A 17,193-nucleotide genomic window follows, 5' to 3' on the forward strand; every position below is an offset into this window, starting at 1 on the left:
ATTTTACATTGCAGTCGTTTGCCCTTTCACATAACGTAACTGACACTTTTACCGGTTAAGGAGCTTCGCCGTGTTTTACGTGATTTACTCTGAAGATGTTGCTGATTCACTCGCAAAACGCCAGTCTGTACGCCCTGCTCACCTCGCGCGTTTACAGTTGCTCCAGGATGAAGGTCGGTTACTGACCGCTGGCCCAATGCCTGCAGTAGACAGCAATGACCCGGGTGCCGCCGGTTTTTCGGGCTCCACGGTCATTGCCGAGTTTGAATCCCAGGAAGCCGCTCAGGCCTGGGCTGACGCTGACCCGTACGTTGCTGCGGGCGTGTATGCGAAAGTCACGGTTCGACCATACAAGAAAGTGTTCTGATACCAAAGTGGCTCCGAAAGGAGCCTTTTTTATGGTGGCGGCTACGCGTCTCTGTGCCGGGTAAACTGCTGCTCCGTCATGAGGCTTCCCCACTGGTCGCCTTCCCACTCTTTAACCAGCGTAAAACCAAACGATTCGTACAGCCGCCGGGCGGTGGTCAGCTTGTTAAATGTCCAGAGATGCACGGTTGAAAACCCGGCGCTGTCGCAAAACAGCATGGCTTCGGCGAGTAATTTTTTTCCAGCGCCATGACCCCGACAGCCGTCGTCGATAATAAACCAGCGCAGGTGGGCTTCGCCCTGTTCTAAGTCCTCTCCATCGATTGCCACCGACCCCACGATCCTGTCGTTCATCATCGCCAGCCAGACCTGGTTACATGGCTTGTCCAGCCTGCCACTGAACTCTGCCAGACCTGAAGCCACTTTGGCCTCAAAGAAGCGACCAAAATTATGCTCGCGTGCGTAATAGCACCCGTGCATTTCTGCAATGCGGCCAATCATGCCAGGTAGATAGCCCTGCACAATCTTAAGCTCGTCGGGGCGGGTATCGACAGTCATCTCACGACACGCCAGTAGCGCATTGGCGTAAAGGGATAATCCCTGAGAGATGGTCTGCTGCTGAGCGGGTTTCAGGAGCTTTATCGCTGAGACAACTCGCTCGTTGCTGTAGGTATTAATTTTTTGGACTGTCTCATGGCCTTTCGCAGTCAACCTGAGACATTTTGTTCTGGCATCGTCAGTGGACACCACCTCTTCAAGTTCACCCGCGGCAATCAGGCGAGCCAGCATCCGGCTGACGCTGGATTTTTCCAGCCCCAGCAGCTTCACCAGTTGACCCGCCGTCATTTCCTTGCGTAATGCTATTTCGACAAGGGTGTGCACGGCCGAGGGAGAGTAAGGGGTTGAGGCCAGAGTGGAAGCCATAAAACCTAACTCTCGCACCATCAGACGCGAGGAACTACGGATAACGCTGACTATGGGAGCTTCGCTGTGCATATTATGCCCTCACTATTTAGTTGTACTATACAACCAAATAGTAAAAGGCTGTCAAATAGAATTAAAAAGGCTCTCGCAGGAGCCTTTCATTCAATCAGTGTAGCGACGCCAACCTCGCCGCAAACCCGACAAACAGTAACCCTATCAGCCCGTTTCCCAGCTTTGCCAGTTTCTTTTTAGTTTTCAGATAACGCGTCACAAACGCGCCAGAGAAGATCAGGAAACTCATGTACATAAAGCTTATCAGTTCAAGCGTGGTGGCGAGGATCAGGAAAGAGGTGCCTGTGTTCTCAGCATTCACGTCAATGAACTGAACAAAGAAAGATACGTAGAACAGAATCGCTTTTGGATTCGTCAGGCTTAACACCAGCGAGCGTTTCATGATCGTGCTGGCAGGCTCGGTTCCACTCTCGTGAGCATGATTCTGCCGGGTGATTACCGACCAGAGCATTTTACCGCCCAGCCACAGCAGATAGAAGGCCCCGAGATAGCGCACGATATTAAACAGCACCAGGGTGGTCTGGATTAATGCAGCAACGCCTGCCCAGGCCAGAAACATCAGTACCGCATCGCCGATAAATACCCCTGTCGCGGCGAGATAGCCTTTTTTAACACCGTGACCGATCCCGGTTTTCAACACAAACAGGGTATTTGGCCCTGGCACCAGCACGATAAAAAATGCGCCGACAACGTACGTCCAGAAATTCAGTACACCAAACTCCGCAAACACTTCTCCCTCCTTTTGCTAAACACAACAGGAATATCGCTGCAAATACGCTATTCCTAAAAATCAGACGCTATAAAAACAGTGGGCACCATTACGGTGCCCTCATGGTTCTCAGATATCCTGGACTGCGAACAGCAACGCGTTACGATGTCTGGTCATTCCACATTTTCTGATGGCGTGAATACGCATATTGCGGCGGGATTGTGCTTCCAGCCAACGAGCCTTGCGACGACTCACCTGTCGCAACATGCGCCAGCGCCCTACTTCTGTTCTACTGCGCTTCATGTCTACAACTCTTTCTCTAACAGAGCCGCCATTATAAACCCAACCCGGCTGCAAACCAGCGCTTTTACCTGGCGTTTTTATTTGCCAGATGAATCCTGATGCGTACACTCTTAACAATACGCTTTCAAAAGGATTTTTTTACCTATGACAACCTTCTACACCGTGGTGAGTTGGCTGGTCATTTTGGGATACTGGCTGTTAATCGCGGGTGTGACATTACGCATCCTGATGAAGCGCAGAGCCGTACCCTCTGCCATGGCCTGGCTTCTGATAATCTACATCCTGCCGCTGGTAGGAATTATTGCCTATCTCTCCTTCGGTGAACTTCATCTGGGTAAACGCCGTGCCGAGCGGGCCCGCGCCATGTGGCCCTCGACCGCAAAGTGGCTCCATGACCTTAAAGCCTGCAAACATATCTTTGCCGAGGAGAACAGCAGCGTCGCCTCCTCACTGTTTAAGCTGTGCGAGCGCCGTCAGGGAATTGGCGGCGTTAAAGGCAATCAACTCCAGCTGCTGACCTCATCCGACGACGTCATGCAGGCGTTAATCCGCGATATCCAGCTGGCCCGCCATAATATCGAGATGGTCTTCTACATCTGGCAACCCGGCGGGATGGCCGACCAGGTTGCTGAATCGCTGATGGCAGCCGCGCGGCGCGGCATTCATTGCCGCCTGCTGCTTGACTCCGCGGGCAGCGTGGCATTTTTCCGTAGCCCCTGGGCGGGCATGATGCGCAATGCCGGTATCGAAGTGGTTGAGGCGCTGAAGGTAAATCTCCTGCGTGTATTTCTGCGTCGGATGGATCTCCGTCAGCATCGTAAGATGATCATGATCGATAACTATATTGCCTACACCGGCAGCATGAATATGGTTGACCCGCGCTTCTTCAAACAGGACTCGGGGGTTGGCCAGTGGATTGATTTGATGGCGCGCATGGAGGGGCCGATTGCCACCTCGATGGGGATCGTCTACTCCTGCGACTGGGAGATAGAGACCGGCAAGCGTATCCTGCCGCCGCCACCGGATGGCAATATTATGCCGTTTGAAGAGGCCAGCGGTCATACCATTCATACCATTGCCTCGGGGCCGGGCTTCCCGGAGGATTTGATCCATCAGGCGCTGCTGACGGCAACGTACTCGGCGCGTGAATATTTGATCATGACGACGCCCTACTTTGTCCCCAGCGATGATCTCCTGCACGCGATCTGTACCGCAGCGCAGCGCGGTGTCGATGTGAGCATCATTTTGCCACGCAAAAATGACTCCCTTCTGGTGGGCTGGGCCAGCCGCGCATTCTTTAGCGAACTGTTGGCCGCCGGGGTGAAAATTTACCAGTTTGAAGGCGGCTTGCTCCACACCAAGAGCGTTCTCGTCGACGGTGAACTGAGTCTTGTGGGGACGGTCAACCTGGATATGCGTAGCCTGTGGCTAAACTTTGAAATCACGCTGGTGATTGATGATGCCGGCTTTGGCGGCGATCTGGCGGCGGTGCAGGATGATTATATCTCGCGCTCTCGGCTGCTGGATGCCCGGCTGTGGGTAAAACGTCCGCTGTGGCAGAGAATTACCGAACGACTGTTTTACTTCTTTAGTCCGTTGCTGTAAAACGTGCCCAACGATGTTAAACAGGTAGTCATCATGGAAATGGATCTGAACAATCGCCTGACCGAAGACGAAACGCTCGAGCAGGCCTATGACATTTTTCTCGAACTGGCGGTTGATAATCTCGATCCCGCAGACGTGATCCTCTTTAATTTGCAATTCGAAGAGCGCGGCGGTGCTGAACTGTTCGACCCTTCAGAAGACTGGGCTGAACACGTGGATTTTGACCTTAATCCTGACTTCTTTGCCGAAGTGGTGATTGGGCTGGCCGATGAAGATGGCGGCGAAATTAACGACATCTTCGCCCGCGTCCTGTTGTGTCGCGAGAAAGACCACAAGCTGTGCCATATACTCTGGCGCGAATAATAAAAAAGGCTGCGATTGCAGCCTTTTTTATTTACTCCGGCAATTCACTTCCGCAGCGGTTACAAAACCGCGCGCTGTGTTCATGTTCACCCTGATGGCAGCTCGGGCATTTACGCTGCTGCTTGCGGCTCTGAAATGCGTTGCTCATGTGTGTAGTAATGAGTCCCGTCGGGATAGCAATCACCGAATATCCAATCAAAATTAGCACGGACGCCACAATGCGGCCCAGTGGCGTATGGGGAGTGATATCTCCGTAACCCACGGTCGTGACGGTCACAATTGCCCAGTACACCGACGCATTGAGCGTCGTAAAGCCATATTTCGGCCCTTCTATCAAATACATCAACGCGCCGAAAACAATCATGACGATGGCAATAAATGAATAGAACAGAATAAGCTGATGTCGCGCGCTAACGATCGCACTCCAGAATATGCGCAATGACGGCATAAAACGCAGTAATTTCAGAATACGCAATACCCGAATAACGCGCATCGCCCGCCAGGCAAAGACATAGCTCAGGCTGATTTCCGGCCACAGCCACATCACATAGAGCGGCAGGATGGTAGCTAAATCGATAACCCCCCAAAAGCTGAAAACATATCGGGCCGGATTAGGCCAGGTAACCACTCTGAGGACATATTCAGCGGTAAAGACCAGGGTTATCACCAGTTCAAGCCAGACAAAGATATGCCATTCGTCAAACGTCAGGTGGTATTGCGTCCCGGCACCCGATTCAATAAAGATGACAACCACGCTGAGGAGCGCAAATAAACCACAGAGACCTTCGAAGCGTCGCCCGGATACCGTTTCAGGATCGAATAATAAATGATAAAGCCGCTGACGGGCTGACGTGAATAAACGCGACACAATAACCTCGCAAAGATAAGGGCTGACATCATGTCAGCCCTTGCGATTATAACGGGTCTACTTTCAGGCAGGAAACCGCATGTCGGAAACTGCCTTCCAGAACCGGTCGCGTTTTCGCACACTCCGGCCCGGCCATTGGGCAGCGCGTGCGGAAGACGCAGCCCGACGGCGGGTTAATCGGTGAGGGCAATTCCCCTTCCAGAAGCTGAATCGTTTTATTCTTTTCCAGATCGGGATCGGGGATCGGTACCGCGGACATCAGCGCTTTGGTGTAGGGGTGCAGCGGGTTATGGTACACCTCATCGTAGGTGCCCAGCTCCACGGCATGACCCAGATACATCACCAGCACGCGGTCAGAGATGTGTTTCACCACGGCCAGGTCATGTGCAATGAAGATCAGCGACAGTCCCATCTCACGCTGTAATTTCTGCAGCAGGTTCACCACCTGCGCCTGAATAGAAACGTCCAGCGCGGAAACTGGCTCATCACAGATGATGAGCTTCGGCTCGAGGATCAGCGCACGCGCAATACCAATACGCTGGCACTGGCCACCGGAGAATTCGTGCGGATAGCGGTTGATGAGGTTAGGCAAGAGCCCCACTTTCATCATCATCGCCTTAACACGATCGCGTACTTCCTGACGCGCCATCTTTGGATGATAGGTACGCAGCGGCTCGGCAATAATCTCACCGATAGTCATACGCGGGTTTAATGACGCCAGCGGATCCTGGAATATCATCTGGATATCGCTGCGCACGTCGCGCCACTCGTCGGGTTTCATGCCCAGCAGATCTTTACCCAGCCAGGCCACCTTGCCGCCGGTGGCTTTTACCAGACCGATAATTGCTCGCGCGAAGGTCGATTTACCGCAGCCGGATTCGCCCACCACGCCCAGGGTTTCCCCTTCGTACAGACGCAGCGTGACGCCATCCACCGCTTTCAGGGTCTTCGGCGGCTGCCAGAACCACTGTTTGCCGTCTTTGATATCGAAATGCACTTTAAGATCTGCGATTTCGAGCAGCACGTTACGTTTTTCATCTAATGCGTTCATACCAGCTCCTCCTGCGGCTTAAAGCAGGCGCGCAGACGGCCTGGTGCAAACTCTTCCAGCGGCGGCGCGCTGTTGCAGATCTCCATCGCGTGCGGACAGCGCGGCTGGAACGGACAACCTTTTGGCAGACGCAGCAGGTTTGGCGGGTTGCCCGGAATAGTGAGCAGCGCTTCCCCTTCCGCATCGAGACGCGGGACCGCATTCAGCAGGCCAATCGAGTACGGATGCGCAGGCTGATAGAACACATCGCGCGCTTTGCCGTATTCCATGGTTCGACCGGCATACATCACCAGCACTTTGTCACAAATGCCCGCAACCACGCCCAGGTCGTGGGTGATCATGATAATCGCCGTGTTGAACTCACGCTTCAGCTCGTTCAGCAGGGTCATGATTTGTGCCTGAACGGTGACGTCCAGCGCGGTGGTAGGTTCATCGGCAATCAGCAATTTTGGCCGGCACAGCAGCGCCATCGCAATCATCACGCGCTGACGCATACCGCCAGAGAACTCGTGCGGGAACATGCGCATACGCTTACGCGCTTCCGGCATTTTCACCGCATCCAGCATTTTAACGGACTCTTCAAAGGCTTCAGCTTTGCCCAGGCCTTTGTGCAGCATCAGCACTTCCATCAGCTGTTCGCCAACGCGCATATACGGGTTCAGCGAGGTCATCGGATCCTGGAAAATCATCGAGATCTGTTCGGCGCGCAGCTTGTTCAGCGCGTGCTCCGGCAGGTTGAGAATTTCACGGCCGTTGAATTTTGCGGAACCTCCAATGACACCGTTAGATGCCAGCAGCCCCATCAGCGCAAAGGCGGTCTGGGATTTGCCCGAGCCGGATTCACCGACGATCCCCAGCGTTTCGCCCGCGCGCAGGTTGAAGTTGAGATCGTTGACGGCGGTAACATCCCCGTCCGGCGTTTTAAAGGTCACACGGAGATCTTTCACATCCAGCAGAAGATTGTTCTGCTGTTGCGCCTGTGGCGCAGTGGCCGTTTCAATAATTGTCATGACGGCGCTCCTTAACGGTCTTTCGGGTCGAGGGCATCACGCAGGCCATCGCCGATAAAGTTAAAACAAAACAGGGTGACGACCAGGAAACCCGCCGGGTAAAGCAGCAGCCAGGGTGATACTTCCATTGAGTTTGCGCCATCGCTCAGGAGCGCGCCCCAGCTGCTCAGTGGCTCTTGCGTACCCAGACCAAGGAAGCTCAGGAAGGATTCAAACAAAATCATGCTTGGCACCAGCAGTGAGGCGTACACCACTACCACGCCCAGTACGTTAGGAACGATATGGCGAACCACGATATTTCCGGTAGAGACGCCCCCCACCTGCGCGGCTTCGATAAACTCTTTACGTTTGAGGCTCAGCGTCTGGCCGCGAACAATACGTGCCATATCCAGCCAGGATACCATCCCGATGGCCACGAAGATCAGCAGGATATTCTGGCCGAAGAAGGTCACCAGCAGGATAACGAAGAACATGAACGGGAAGGAGTTCAGGATTTCCAGCAGACGCATCATTACGGAGTCAACTTTGCCGCCAAGATAGCCGGAAAGTGAGCCGTAAAGCGTCCCCAGAATCACCGCCACCAGCGCGGCAGCGATACCGACCATCAGCGAGATACGACCACCGATAGCGACACGCACCAGCAGATCGCGTCCGGAGGAGTCCGTGCCAAAATAGTGGCCGGATTCCATATCAGGCGCGCTGGACATCATGCCCCAGTCGGTGTCGAAATAGGTAAATTGCGACAGCATCGGCGCCAGGGTCACAAACAGCGCGATAATCACCAGAACAACCAGACTGGCAACCGCTGCACGGTTGTGCATAAAACGACGGCGCGCGTCCTGCCAGAGGCTACGACCTTCTACTTCCAGTTTTTCACTGAAGTTTTCCAGCGCCTCGCTGTTTTTCTTACTCAACATCATGGCGTGCTCCAGTGTTAGTAACGGATTTTCGGATCGATGACGGCATACAGCACATCGACGATAGCGTTAAAGAGAATGGTCAGCGCCCCGACGAGAATAGTCAGGCTCAGTACCAGTGAATAGTCACGGTTGAGCGCACCGTTAACGAACAGCTGACCAATGCCTGGCAGGCCGTAGATCGTTTCGATGACCATTGAACCGGTGATGATCCCGACGAATGCCGGTCCCATATAGGAGAGTACGGGCAACAGCGCCGGTTTGAGCGCGTGGCGTAAAATAATCCGGCGCATCGGTAGCCCTTTTGCGCGCGCGGTACGAATGAAGTTCGAGTGTAGCACCTCGATCATTGAACCACGGGTGATACGCGCGATACTGGCGATGTACGCCAAAGATAATGCCACCATCGGCAAAATCATGAACTTTAATGCCCCACCGTTCCAGCCCCCGCCAGGCAACCACTTCAGCGTGATGGCAAATATCATTACCAGTAATGGCGCGACAACGAAGCTGGGTATGACTACCCCGGTCATCGCCACCCCCATTACGGCATAATCCCATTTGGTATTTTGTCTGAGCGCGGCGATAACGCCTGCGGTGACCCCGAAAACGACGGCCAGAATGAATGCCGCAGCACCCAGCTTAGCCGAAACCGGGAAGCTGGAGGCGACCAGGTCGTTAACGGAATAGTCTTTATATTTAAATGACGGTCCAAAATCACCGTGGGCCAGCTGCTTCAGATAATTGAAATACTGGGTGGAGATAGGATCGTTTAAGTGGTATTTCGCTTCGATATTCGCCATGACTTCTGGCGGCAGCGTACGCTCACCGGTAAATGGACTTCCCGGTGCAAGACGCATCATGAAGAATGAAATCGTAATTAGAATAAAAAGCGTTGGAATCGCTTCAAGACAGCGACGTAGGATAAATTTAAACATTGCCCGTACCTTCTGGCGTGTGCCTATATAATGTGACGTTGGTTAGACACCGTGGGGCGAGCAAACTCGCCCCACTCATTGCCATTAATGCTTGATAATATACAAGTTTTTAACGTAGATATTATCCATCGGGTCTTTACCGGTATAACCACCTACCCACGGTTTCACCAGACGGGCGTTAACGTAGTAGTAAACCGGAACGATCGCGGAATCTTTATCCAGCTGCTGCTCAGCTTTAGAGTACAGTTCAGTACGCTGTGCTTCGTCAGTGGTTTTCAGAGTATCGCCAATCAGCTTGTCAAACGCCGGGCTCTTATAGTGCGCGGTGTTGTTTGAGCTGTCGCTCAGCATGGTGTTCAGGAAGGAGGTCGGTTCGTTATAGTCCGCACACCAGCCAGCACGCGCCACATCAAAGGTGCCCTGATGGCGGCTGTCGAGGAAGGTCTTCCACTCCTGGTTTTCCAGCTTCACGTTTGCGCCCAGGTTCTTTTTCCAGATCGAGGCGACGGCGATAGCCAATTTTTTGTGCAGGTCAGAGGTGTTGTACAACAGGCTGAAGGTCAGCGGCTTGTCAGCGGTGTAGCCCGCTTCGGCCAGCAGTTTCTTCGCTTCCGCGTTACGCTGTTCCTGCGTTTCTTTGAACCACTCTGGCGCAGTCAGTTTCGCGCCATCGGTGTATGGAGGGGTATAGCTGTATGCCGGCAAATCGCCCTGGTTTTTCACTTTGTTCACGATGATATCGCGATCCAGTGCCAGCTTCAGCGCAGTACGGACGCGTACGTCGGTGAACGGTGCTTTCTGGTTGTTGATTTCGTAGTAATAGGTACACAGGTACGGATCGACGTGAACTTCTTTAGGGATCTCTTTTTTCAGTTTCTGGAACAGTTCAATCGGCATGTTGTTATACGTCATGTCGATTTCACCGCTGCGGTAGCGGTTAACATCAGTCACTTCGGAAGAGATTGGCAGGTAGGTCACCTGATCAATAACGGTTTTCGCGTTGTCCCAATACTGCGGGTTACGATCAAGAACCATACGTTCGTTGACTACCCAATCTTTCAACTTATAGGCGCCGTTGGTCACGATATTGGCAGGCTGAGTCCATTTCTCACCAAATTTTTCCACAGCGGATTTTGGAACAGGAGAAACGGACGGGTGAACCAGCAGCTTATAGAAGTACGGAACAGGTTCGCTCAACGTCACTTCAAAAGTATTGGCATCAATCGCTTTTACGCCCAGGTCGGTAATGGGTTTTTTGCCCGCGATGATGTCATCAATGTTGGCGATGTGGCCATATTGCAGGTAGCTCGCATACGGAGAGGCGGTATTTGGGTTCGCCAGGCGCTGCCAGCTATATACGAAATCTTCGGCGGTGACCGGAGTGCCGTCGGACCATTTTGCATCTTTACGCAGATGGAAGGTCCAGACTTTAAAATCTTTATTTTCCCATTTCTCTGCCACACCCGGTGCCGGGTGGCCGTCAACGTCAGTGACCAACAAGCCTTCGAACAGGTCGCGGTTAACGTTAGACTCAGGAACACCTTCAATTTTGTGCGGATCCAGAGACTGAACTTCCGCACCGTTATTACGAACCAGCGTCTGCTTCTCTGCCAGTTGAACACCTGCAGGAACGTCCGCAGCCATTGCAGCGTTGCCCGCGATTAGCGCAGTTAAAATCCCCGCCGCTACCAGATTTTTTTTTGTGATGATGGACATTGTGTTGGTACTCCACTCATTATAATTACTGGCCTTCGCCAGCTGTGTAATCCCCTGTTGGGGCCTGTACAGCGCAGGAGTTTTTTTTGCTGCTGTCAGGTTCTTCTTTTACTGCTTGCTATCACCGACTTTTTTTATTACTGACCGCTCGTATGGCCGTCTTGCGTCGATTCGTCACAGACCTCCCCTGTTTGAGATCCGTGCTGGATATCTGAGAAGAGAACTATATGAAAATAATTCTCATCTGATTGTTTTACGCTGCAAAATATTAGGCCGGAAAGTATCAAATGGCGTAAACGCGCGCCAATACATTTTGCAAATTTGTTAAGCAATTCTCTTTTACGGTGAGCACCGTATCGTTGGGGGCAGCCCTGCCAGACATCAAACACCATAAAAAAGACATGATATTCAACATGATAGAGAAAAACCTCTCTATGCGCGCGTCGCTGCGCTATCACTGAGCAACTTTGTACAAAAATTTAACAACTGGTTATTATTTAGCACATTCCTCTAAGGGAATGTTGAAATTACTAATATCATTTCGGTTATCTCTCAGCAAGCCCCAGAGTATCATGTGAGTAAAATAACAGAGCGATCGAAGGTTTTCTGCGCAGGCAGACTGAGGCGGGATTAATAACTTATTGAAATACAAGAGATGAACATTATTAGTAGAATTTATTATGATATGTGAGCATTTCAACTTTAGTTATATGATTTGCTGATAATTACGTAAAAAAAAAACGGAGCCGTAGCTCCGTTCTTTCATATGAAATATTAGTGTAACAAGCCAGGGAAAATGCTTTTAATCCCCGTGACAATGAATTCTATCCCTAACGCCATCAACAACAGGCCCATGATACGCGTGATGACGTTAATGCCCGTCTGCCCCAGCAAGCGCACCAGCCAGGGTGCCATGCGGAATACCCCCCAGCAACACAGCGCGAAAAGGGCAATAGCGACTGAAAAGCCAATCAGATGCATCAGGCTATGGTAACGCGTGCCCCAGACAATGGTTGAACTGATGGCGCCAGGACCGGCCATGAGCGGTAATGCCAGTGGCACCACGCCGATGCTTTCCCGGATGGCGGTTTCTGACTTCTCCTGTTTGTTCTGTTTATCCTCGCCCAGCTTCCCGCTGATCATGGACATGGCGATAGTCACCACTAGGATCCCACCCGCGATGCGGAAAGAATCGATCGAAATCCCGAAGAGCTGAAGAATGGCATCACCCAAAAAAAGGGAGGTCAGTAATATGATAGCCACTGAGAGGTTAGCGGTGAGGTTGGTCTTGTTCCTGGCCGCCGCCGTCTGGTAACTCGTCATACTAATGAAGACAGGAATGATCCCCACCGGGTTGACCAGGGCAAACAAACCAATAAAAAACTTAAAATACGTTGGAAAATCAAAGAGCGTTTGGATCACGTTTTGCTCCGCTTATACATATGCCCGGGATTGATAATTTGTTATGAGAAATCGCGCTGAAGATACCCTTTTTATTAGCATACTTCACTTGAAATCTGTGCCAAAACGTTATCATTTCAGGATGTTAAACATATGTATAATCAATGATAGCGCCGCTTCCAATACTTACGTAATTATTTAACACTGGAAAAATCTCAAAGAAATAACCCTGCTGAAAGGTATCAGCTTGGGGTAAAATTGACGCAGATCATAATTTCCGTACTCAGAAGTGAGTAATCTTGGTTACGCCCCCAGGGAGATCACCTGACAAAAACGGATGATGCTAAGGTAAGGCTCTTTTAGTAAATTAGTGTGCTGAAGCATAAAGTAACCCTTTGTTTTACTTTATGTTACGCAAGTCGTATCGGCTCTGTCTATACTGTGTGACGTATCGAGCGCTGGTTTACTAAAAGAGTTTAAACATTATCAGGAGAGCATTATGGCTGTTACTAATATCGCTGAACTGAACGCCCTCGTCGAGCGCGTTAAAAAAGCCCAGCGTGAATATGCCAATTTCACCCAAGAACAGGTTGATAAAATCTTCCGCGCGGCCGCACTGGCTGCTGCAGATGCTCGAATCCCTCTCGCTAAAATGGCCGTTGCCGAATCCGGCATGGGTATCGTTGAAGATAAAGTGATCAAAAACCACTTTGCTTCAGAGTATATCTACAACGCCTATAAAGATGAGAAAACCTGTGGCGTGCTGTCTGAAGACGACACCTTCGGTACTATCACTATCGCTGAACCTATCGGCATCATCTGCGGTATTGTTCCGACAACTAACCCAACCTCTACTGCCATCTTCAAATCGCTGATTAGCCTGAAGACCCGTAACGCTATCATCTTCTCTCCACACCCACGTGCGAAAGACGCAACCAACAAGGCTGCGGATATCGTCCTGCAGGCTGCTATCGCTGCTGGCGCACCTAAAGATCTGATTGGCTGGATTGACCAACCTTCTGTTGAGCTGTCCAACGCGCTGATGCATCACCCGGACATTAACCTGATCCTGGCGACGGGTGGTCCTGGCATGGTTAAAGCAGCATACAGCTCCGGTAAACCGGCCATCGGTGTGGGTGCAGGTAACACCCCTGTTGTTATCGACGAAACTGCTGACATCAAACGCGCTGTTGCTTCCGTGCTGATGTCTAAAACCTTCGATAACGGCGTTATCTGTGCATCCGAACAGTCTGTTGTTGTCGTAGACTCCGTGTACGACGCCGTTCGTGAACGTTTCGCCAGCCACGGCGGCTACATGCTGCAGGGCAAAGAGCTGAAAGCGGTTCAGGACATCATCCTGAAAAATGGCGCGCTGAACGCCGCTATCGTAGGTCAGCCAGCGTACAAAATCGCTGAACTCGCAGGCTTTACCGTTCCGGCAACAACCAAAATCCTGATCGGTGAAGTGAAAGTTGTCGACGAAAGCGAGCCGTTTGCACACGAAAAACTGTCTCCTACGCTGGCAATGTACCGTGCGAAAGATTTCGAAGACGCGGTAGAGAAAGCCGAGAAACTGGTTGCCATGGGTGGTATCGGTCACACGTCTTGCCTGTACACCGACCAGGATAACCAGCCAGAACGCGTCGCTCACTTCGGCCAGATGATGAAAACTGCGCGTATCCTGATTAACACCCCGGCTTCTCAGGGTGGTATCGGTGACCTTTACAACTTCAAACTCGCACCTTCCCTGACTCTGGGTTGTGGTTCCTGGGGTGGTAACTCCATCTCTGAAAACGTTGGTCCAAAACACCTGATCAACAAGAAAACCGTTGCTAAGCGAGCTGAAAACATGTTGTGGCACAAACTTCCGAAATCTATCTACTTCCGCCGTGGCTCTCTGCCAATCGCGCTGGATGAAGTGATTACTGATGGCCACAAACGTGCGCTCATCGTGACTGACCGTTTCCTGTTCAACAACGGCTACGCTGACCAGATCACCTCTGTGCTGAAAGCGTCTGGCGTTGAAACTGAAGTATTCTTTGAAGTTGAAGCTGACCCTACCCTTAGCGTTGTTCGCAAAGGTGCTGAGCTGGCTAACTCCTTCAAACCTGATGTGATTATCGCACTGGGTGGTGGTTCCCCAATGGACGCCGCGAAAATCATGTGGGTCATGTACGAGCATCCAGAAACCCACTTTGAAGAACTGGCGCTGCGCTTTATGGATATCCGTAAACGTATCTATAAGTTCCCGAAAATGGGCGTGAAAGCGAAGATGATCGCAGTAACGACCACTTCCGGTACCGGTTCAGAAGTTACACCGTTTGCGGTTGTAACTGATGACGCAACAGGTCAGAAATACCCACTGGCTGACTACGCGCTGACTCCAGACATGGCTATCGTTGATGCCAACCTGGTTATGGATATGCCGAAATCGCTGTGTGCATTCGGTGGTCTTGATGCAGTAACTCACGCCCTGGAAGCTTATGTTTCCGTACTGGCTTCTGAGTTCTCTGATGGCCAGGCACTGCAGGCGCTGAAACTGCTGAAAGAAAACCTGCCAGCGTCTTACAACGAAGGTTCTAAAAACCCGGTAGCGCGTGAGCGTGTTCACAGTGCAGCAACCATCGCCGGTATCGCGTTTGCCAACGCCTTCCTGGGTGTTTGCCACTCTATGGCACACAAACTGGGTTCTCAGTTCCACATTCCTCACGGTCTGGCGAACGCCCTGTTGATCAGCAACGTTATCCGTTATAACGCTAACGATAACCCAACCAAGCAGACTGCATTCAGCCAGTACGACCGTCCTCAGGCGCGTCGTCGTTACGCTGAAATTGCAGACCACCTGGGTCTGAGCGCACCGGGCGACCGTACTGCTGCGAAGATTGAGAAACTGCTGGCATGGCTGGACAGCATCAAAGCTGAGCTGGGTATTCCTAAATCTATCCGCGAAGCAGGCGTTCAGGAAGCTGACTTCCTTGCTCACGTAGACAAGCTGTCTGAAGATGCATTCGATGACCAGTGTACTGGTGCTAACCCGCGCTACCCACTGATCTCTGAGCTGAAACAGATTCTGCTGGATACCTTCTACGGTCGTGAGTTCAAAGAAAGCGACGTTGCCGCTGTGAAAACAGAAGCTCCTGTTATTAAAGCTGACAAGAAAGCGAAGAAAAGCGCTTAACTGACAGTCTGATGATAAAAACCCGCCTGTATGGCGGGTTTTTTTATGTCTGAATAATAAAGCTGACGTTACTTTCTGTTGTCGTGCTGAATCGCTGTCAGCGAGCCTACAGACAACGCTTCTTTATAATGCTTACGGCAGACCGAAACATAGCGTTCATTACCGCCTATCACCACTTGCTCACCATCTGCATAAGGTTTCCCGGCCTGGTCGAGACGAAGCACCATACTGGCTTTACGGCCGCAAAAACAGATTGTTTTCAGTTCAACAAGTTTATCCGACCAGGCGAGCAAATACTGGCTCCCGGCAAAGAGTTCGCCGCGAAAATCCGTACGCAGCCCGTAACAAAGAACGGGAATATCGAGTTCATCGACCACTTCTGAAAGCGCATGAACCTGTTCACGCGTCAGAAACTGGCTCTCATCTACCAGGACACAGTGAATGGGCTGCGCAGCATGCGCTGTACGAATGTCCTCAAACAGGTCAGTTTTCGGGTTAAACAGTCTGGCAGGCGACGAGAGACCTATTCTGGAACTCACCTTCCCTGCACCGAAGCGATCGTCTATCTCAGCCGTATAAACAACGGAACGCATCCCTCGTTCCTGGTAATTGTACGAGGACTGCAGCAACGCGGTGGATTTCCCTGCATTCATTGCCGAATAGTAGAAATAAAGTTGTGCCATTGGCCGTAAAACCCTAATCAATGTGTAATATTCCCAATGATTGATTGTACCATATTTTGTCTGGTCATCAGCGATACAGCGCACAGACGACACGGTTCGCAGCGGAGATCCGGGTCTTCTGTTTTCGAAAATAATCCGTTAAAACATGAAGTAAACGCGTTCAGCCAGGCCAATATGTTATAAGTTCAGCCAAACATAACACTTCTTTTTATAGTGGAATCACCGTTCATTAAAATTCACTATTTATTAACTATTTCAGTCTTAACATCACTGGTGGGAACTAATACAAAAGGCTGATATTTCTCTACCGCAACTATAATTCCTGCGGTAAATGTCACAAAAAAAAGATGCAATCGGCCGGGTTAGGCAGGTTTACGTGATAACAAGCGAGACTGTCGGGTGATGAAATTTAAGTTAGCGTAATTAATAATAGCGGCATTATTTAGTATTTTTTGAATTCCTTACATTCCTGGCTATTGCACAACTGAATTTATGGCTCTATTATTAGGTCAACAAACCACCCCCCCCATTATAAGTTTGAGATTACTACAATGAGCGAAGCACTTAAAATTCTGAACAACATCCGTACTCTTCGTGCGCAGGCAAGAGAATGCACCCTCGAAACGCTTGAAGAAATGCTGGAAAAATTAGAAGTTGTAGTTAATGAACGTCGCGAAGAAGAAAGCGCTGCTGCTGCTGAAATCGAAGAGCGTACGCGTAAACTGCAGCAATATCGTGAAATGCTGATTGCTGATGGTATCGATCCAAATGAATTGCTGAACAGCATGGCTGCAGCTAAAACCGGTACTAAAGCTAAGCGCGCTGCCCGTCCTGCTAAATATAGCTACGTTGACGAGAACGGCGAAACTAAAACCTGGACTGGCCAGGGTCGTACTCCTGCTGTTATCAAGAAAGCCATGGATGAGCAAGGTAAACAGCTGGATGACTTCCTGATCAAGGATTAATCAAGCCGCATTCAGAAAAATCCCGCATTATGCGGGATTTTTTTTAACCAAAATTTATCGCAAACATCCCCTTACACTCTGTCATAAAACGTTATTCGGCTATTTCAGGGCGCTTACTTTCAGT

Annotated in this window: 16 protein-coding genes; 5 read left to right on the top strand and 11 right to left on the bottom strand. The window is 51.0% G+C overall.

All coding sequences use genetic code 11. The annotated features are described in order from the left end of the window. Positions 1 to 70 precede the first annotated feature (70 nt). Positions 71 to 367, top strand: coding sequence for a YciI family protein (locus E3U32_RS22280; protein WP_047348250.1), 297 nt, complete (start codon positions 71 to 73; stop codon positions 365 to 367). A gap of 41 nt (positions 368 to 408) precedes the next feature. Here the strand turns inward: E3U32_RS22280 and E3U32_RS22285 are convergent, their stop codons facing one another. The 3 genes from E3U32_RS22285 to E3U32_RS22295 form a co-directional block, all read right to left on the bottom strand. Further along, a complete protein-coding gene (locus tag E3U32_RS22285) occupies positions 409 to 1,362 on the bottom strand; it encodes a bifunctional helix-turn-helix transcriptional regulator/GNAT family N-acetyltransferase (protein ID WP_134350555.1) in 954 nt (317 codons plus the stop codon). Positions 1,363 to 1,456: 94 nt separating this feature from the next. Beyond that, a complete protein-coding gene (gene leuE, locus E3U32_RS22290; RefSeq protein WP_134350556.1) occupies positions 1,457 to 2,092 on the bottom strand; it encodes a leucine efflux protein LeuE in 636 nt (211 codons plus the stop codon). Between the two features lie 108 nt (positions 2,093 to 2,200). Further along, entirely contained in the window at positions 2,201 to 2,374 is a 174-nt protein-coding gene (locus E3U32_RS22295) for a YciY family protein (protein WP_021240326.1), read from the bottom strand. Positions 2,375 to 2,518: 144 nt separating this feature from the next. Between E3U32_RS22295 and cls the strand changes: the two genes are divergently transcribed. Both cls and E3U32_RS22305 read left to right on the top strand, forming a co-directional pair. Further along, positions 2,519 to 3,979 (top strand): cardiolipin synthase, encoded by a 1,461-nt coding sequence (cls, locus tag E3U32_RS22300; protein WP_134350557.1) that lies wholly within the window; start codon positions 2,519 to 2,521, stop codon positions 3,977 to 3,979. Between the two features lie 33 nt (positions 3,980 to 4,012). Continuing rightward, a complete protein-coding gene (locus E3U32_RS22305; RefSeq protein WP_006810881.1) occupies positions 4,013 to 4,342 on the top strand; it encodes an HI1450 family dsDNA-mimic protein in 330 nt (109 codons plus the stop codon). Positions 4,343 to 4,373: 31 nt separating this feature from the next. Here the strand turns inward: E3U32_RS22305 and E3U32_RS22310 are convergent, their stop codons facing one another. The 7 genes from E3U32_RS22310 to E3U32_RS22340 form a co-directional block, all read right to left on the bottom strand. Continuing rightward, on the bottom strand, positions 4,374 to 5,210 hold the full coding sequence (locus E3U32_RS22310) for an ion transporter (protein WP_134350558.1): 837 nt from the start codon (positions 5,208 to 5,210) through the stop codon (positions 4,374 to 4,376). A gap of 46 nt (positions 5,211 to 5,256) precedes the next feature. Further along, positions 5,257 to 6,261 carry a murein tripeptide/oligopeptide ABC transporter ATP-binding protein OppF gene (gene oppF, locus E3U32_RS22315; protein WP_114977023.1) on the bottom strand — a complete coding sequence of 335 codons (1,005 nt, stop codon included), beginning with the start codon at positions 6,259 to 6,261 and terminating at the stop codon, positions 5,257 to 5,259. After that, positions 6,258 to 7,271: an ABC transporter ATP-binding protein gene (locus E3U32_RS22320; RefSeq protein WP_134350559.1), complete on the bottom strand. Its 1,014-nt coding sequence runs from the start codon at positions 7,269 to 7,271 to the stop codon at positions 6,258 to 6,260. The genes oppF and E3U32_RS22320 overlap by 4 nt, the downstream gene beginning before the upstream one ends. A gap of 11 nt (positions 7,272 to 7,282) precedes the next feature. Next, on the bottom strand, positions 7,283 to 8,191 hold the full coding sequence (oppC, locus tag E3U32_RS22325) for an oligopeptide ABC transporter permease OppC (RefSeq protein WP_047348245.1): 909 nt from the start codon (positions 8,189 to 8,191) through the stop codon (positions 7,283 to 7,285). A gap of 14 nt (positions 8,192 to 8,205) precedes the next feature. Then, entirely contained in the window at positions 8,206 to 9,126 is a 921-nt protein-coding gene (oppB, locus tag E3U32_RS22330; RefSeq protein WP_134350560.1) for an oligopeptide ABC transporter permease OppB, read from the bottom strand. 84 nt (positions 9,127 to 9,210) lie between these two features. Beyond that, complete coding sequence (gene oppA, locus E3U32_RS22335) at positions 9,211 to 10,842, bottom strand: oligopeptide ABC transporter substrate-binding protein OppA (RefSeq protein WP_134350561.1); 1,632 nt, start codon at positions 10,840 to 10,842, stop codon at positions 9,211 to 9,213. A 774-nt stretch (positions 10,843 to 11,616) separates the two neighbouring features. Next, positions 11,617 to 12,264: a YchE family NAAT transporter gene (locus tag E3U32_RS22340; protein WP_023312098.1), complete on the bottom strand. Its 648-nt coding sequence runs from the start codon at positions 12,262 to 12,264 to the stop codon at positions 11,617 to 11,619. 478 nt (positions 12,265 to 12,742) lie between these two features. Between E3U32_RS22340 and adhE the strand changes: the two genes are divergently transcribed. After that, positions 12,743 to 15,421 (top strand): bifunctional acetaldehyde-CoA/alcohol dehydrogenase, encoded by a 2,679-nt coding sequence (gene adhE, locus E3U32_RS22345; RefSeq protein WP_134350562.1) that lies wholly within the window; start codon positions 12,743 to 12,745, stop codon positions 15,419 to 15,421. A gap of 68 nt (positions 15,422 to 15,489) precedes the next feature. On the opposite strand, the gene tdk is transcribed toward adhE, so the two are convergent. Next, positions 15,490 to 16,104, bottom strand: coding sequence for a thymidine kinase (tdk, locus tag E3U32_RS22350; protein ID WP_134350563.1), 615 nt, complete (start codon positions 16,102 to 16,104; stop codon positions 15,490 to 15,492). Positions 16,105 to 16,655: 551 nt separating this feature from the next. Between tdk and hns the strand changes: the two genes are divergently transcribed. After that, positions 16,656 to 17,069 (top strand): histone-like nucleoid-structuring protein H-NS, encoded by a 414-nt coding sequence (gene hns / locus E3U32_RS22355; RefSeq protein ID WP_008502781.1) that lies wholly within the window; start codon positions 16,656 to 16,658, stop codon positions 17,067 to 17,069. The last annotated feature ends 124 nt before the right edge of the window (positions 17,070 to 17,193 follow it).

This window comes from Lelliottia nimipressuralis, from assembly GCF_004402045.1.
GTDB classification, from domain to species: Bacteria; Pseudomonadota; Gammaproteobacteria; order Enterobacterales; family Enterobacteriaceae; genus Enterobacter; species Enterobacter chinensis.

Bases quoted from the DNA above. Each gene is read 5' to 3' on its own strand.
- tdk (WP_134350563.1), bottom strand. From the start codon at position 16,104: ATGGCACAACTTTATTTCTACTATTCGGCAATGAATGCAGGGAAATCC.
- hns (WP_008502781.1), top strand. From the start codon at position 16,656: ATGAGCGAAGCACTTAAAATTCTGAACAACATCCGTACTCTTCGTGCG.
- E3U32_RS22285 (WP_134350555.1), bottom strand. From the start codon at position 1,362: ATGCACAGCGAAGCTCCCATAGTCAGCGTTATCCGTAGTTCCTCGCGT.
- E3U32_RS22295 (WP_021240326.1), bottom strand. From the start codon at position 2,374: ATGAAGCGCAGTAGAACAGAAGTAGGGCGCTGGCGCATGTTGCGACAG.
- oppB (WP_134350560.1), bottom strand. From the start codon at position 9,126: ATGTTTAAATTTATCCTACGTCGCTGTCTTGAAGCGATTCCAACGCTT.
- adhE (WP_134350562.1), top strand. From the start codon at position 12,743: ATGGCTGTTACTAATATCGCTGAACTGAACGCCCTCGTCGAGCGCGTT.
- oppC (WP_047348245.1), bottom strand. From the start codon at position 8,191: ATGATGTTGAGTAAGAAAAACAGCGAGGCGCTGGAAAACTTCAGTGAA.
- cls (WP_134350557.1), top strand. From the start codon at position 2,519: ATGACAACCTTCTACACCGTGGTGAGTTGGCTGGTCATTTTGGGATAC.
- oppF (WP_114977023.1), bottom strand. From the start codon at position 6,261: ATGAACGCATTAGATGAAAAACGTAACGTGCTGCTCGAAATCGCAGAT.
- oppA (WP_134350561.1), bottom strand. From the start codon at position 10,842: ATGTCCATCATCACAAAAAAAAATCTGGTAGCGGCGGGGATTTTAACT.
- E3U32_RS22320 (WP_134350559.1), bottom strand. From the start codon at position 7,271: ATGACAATTATTGAAACGGCCACTGCGCCACAGGCGCAACAGCAGAAC.
- E3U32_RS22305 (WP_006810881.1), top strand. From the start codon at position 4,013: ATGGAAATGGATCTGAACAATCGCCTGACCGAAGACGAAACGCTCGAG.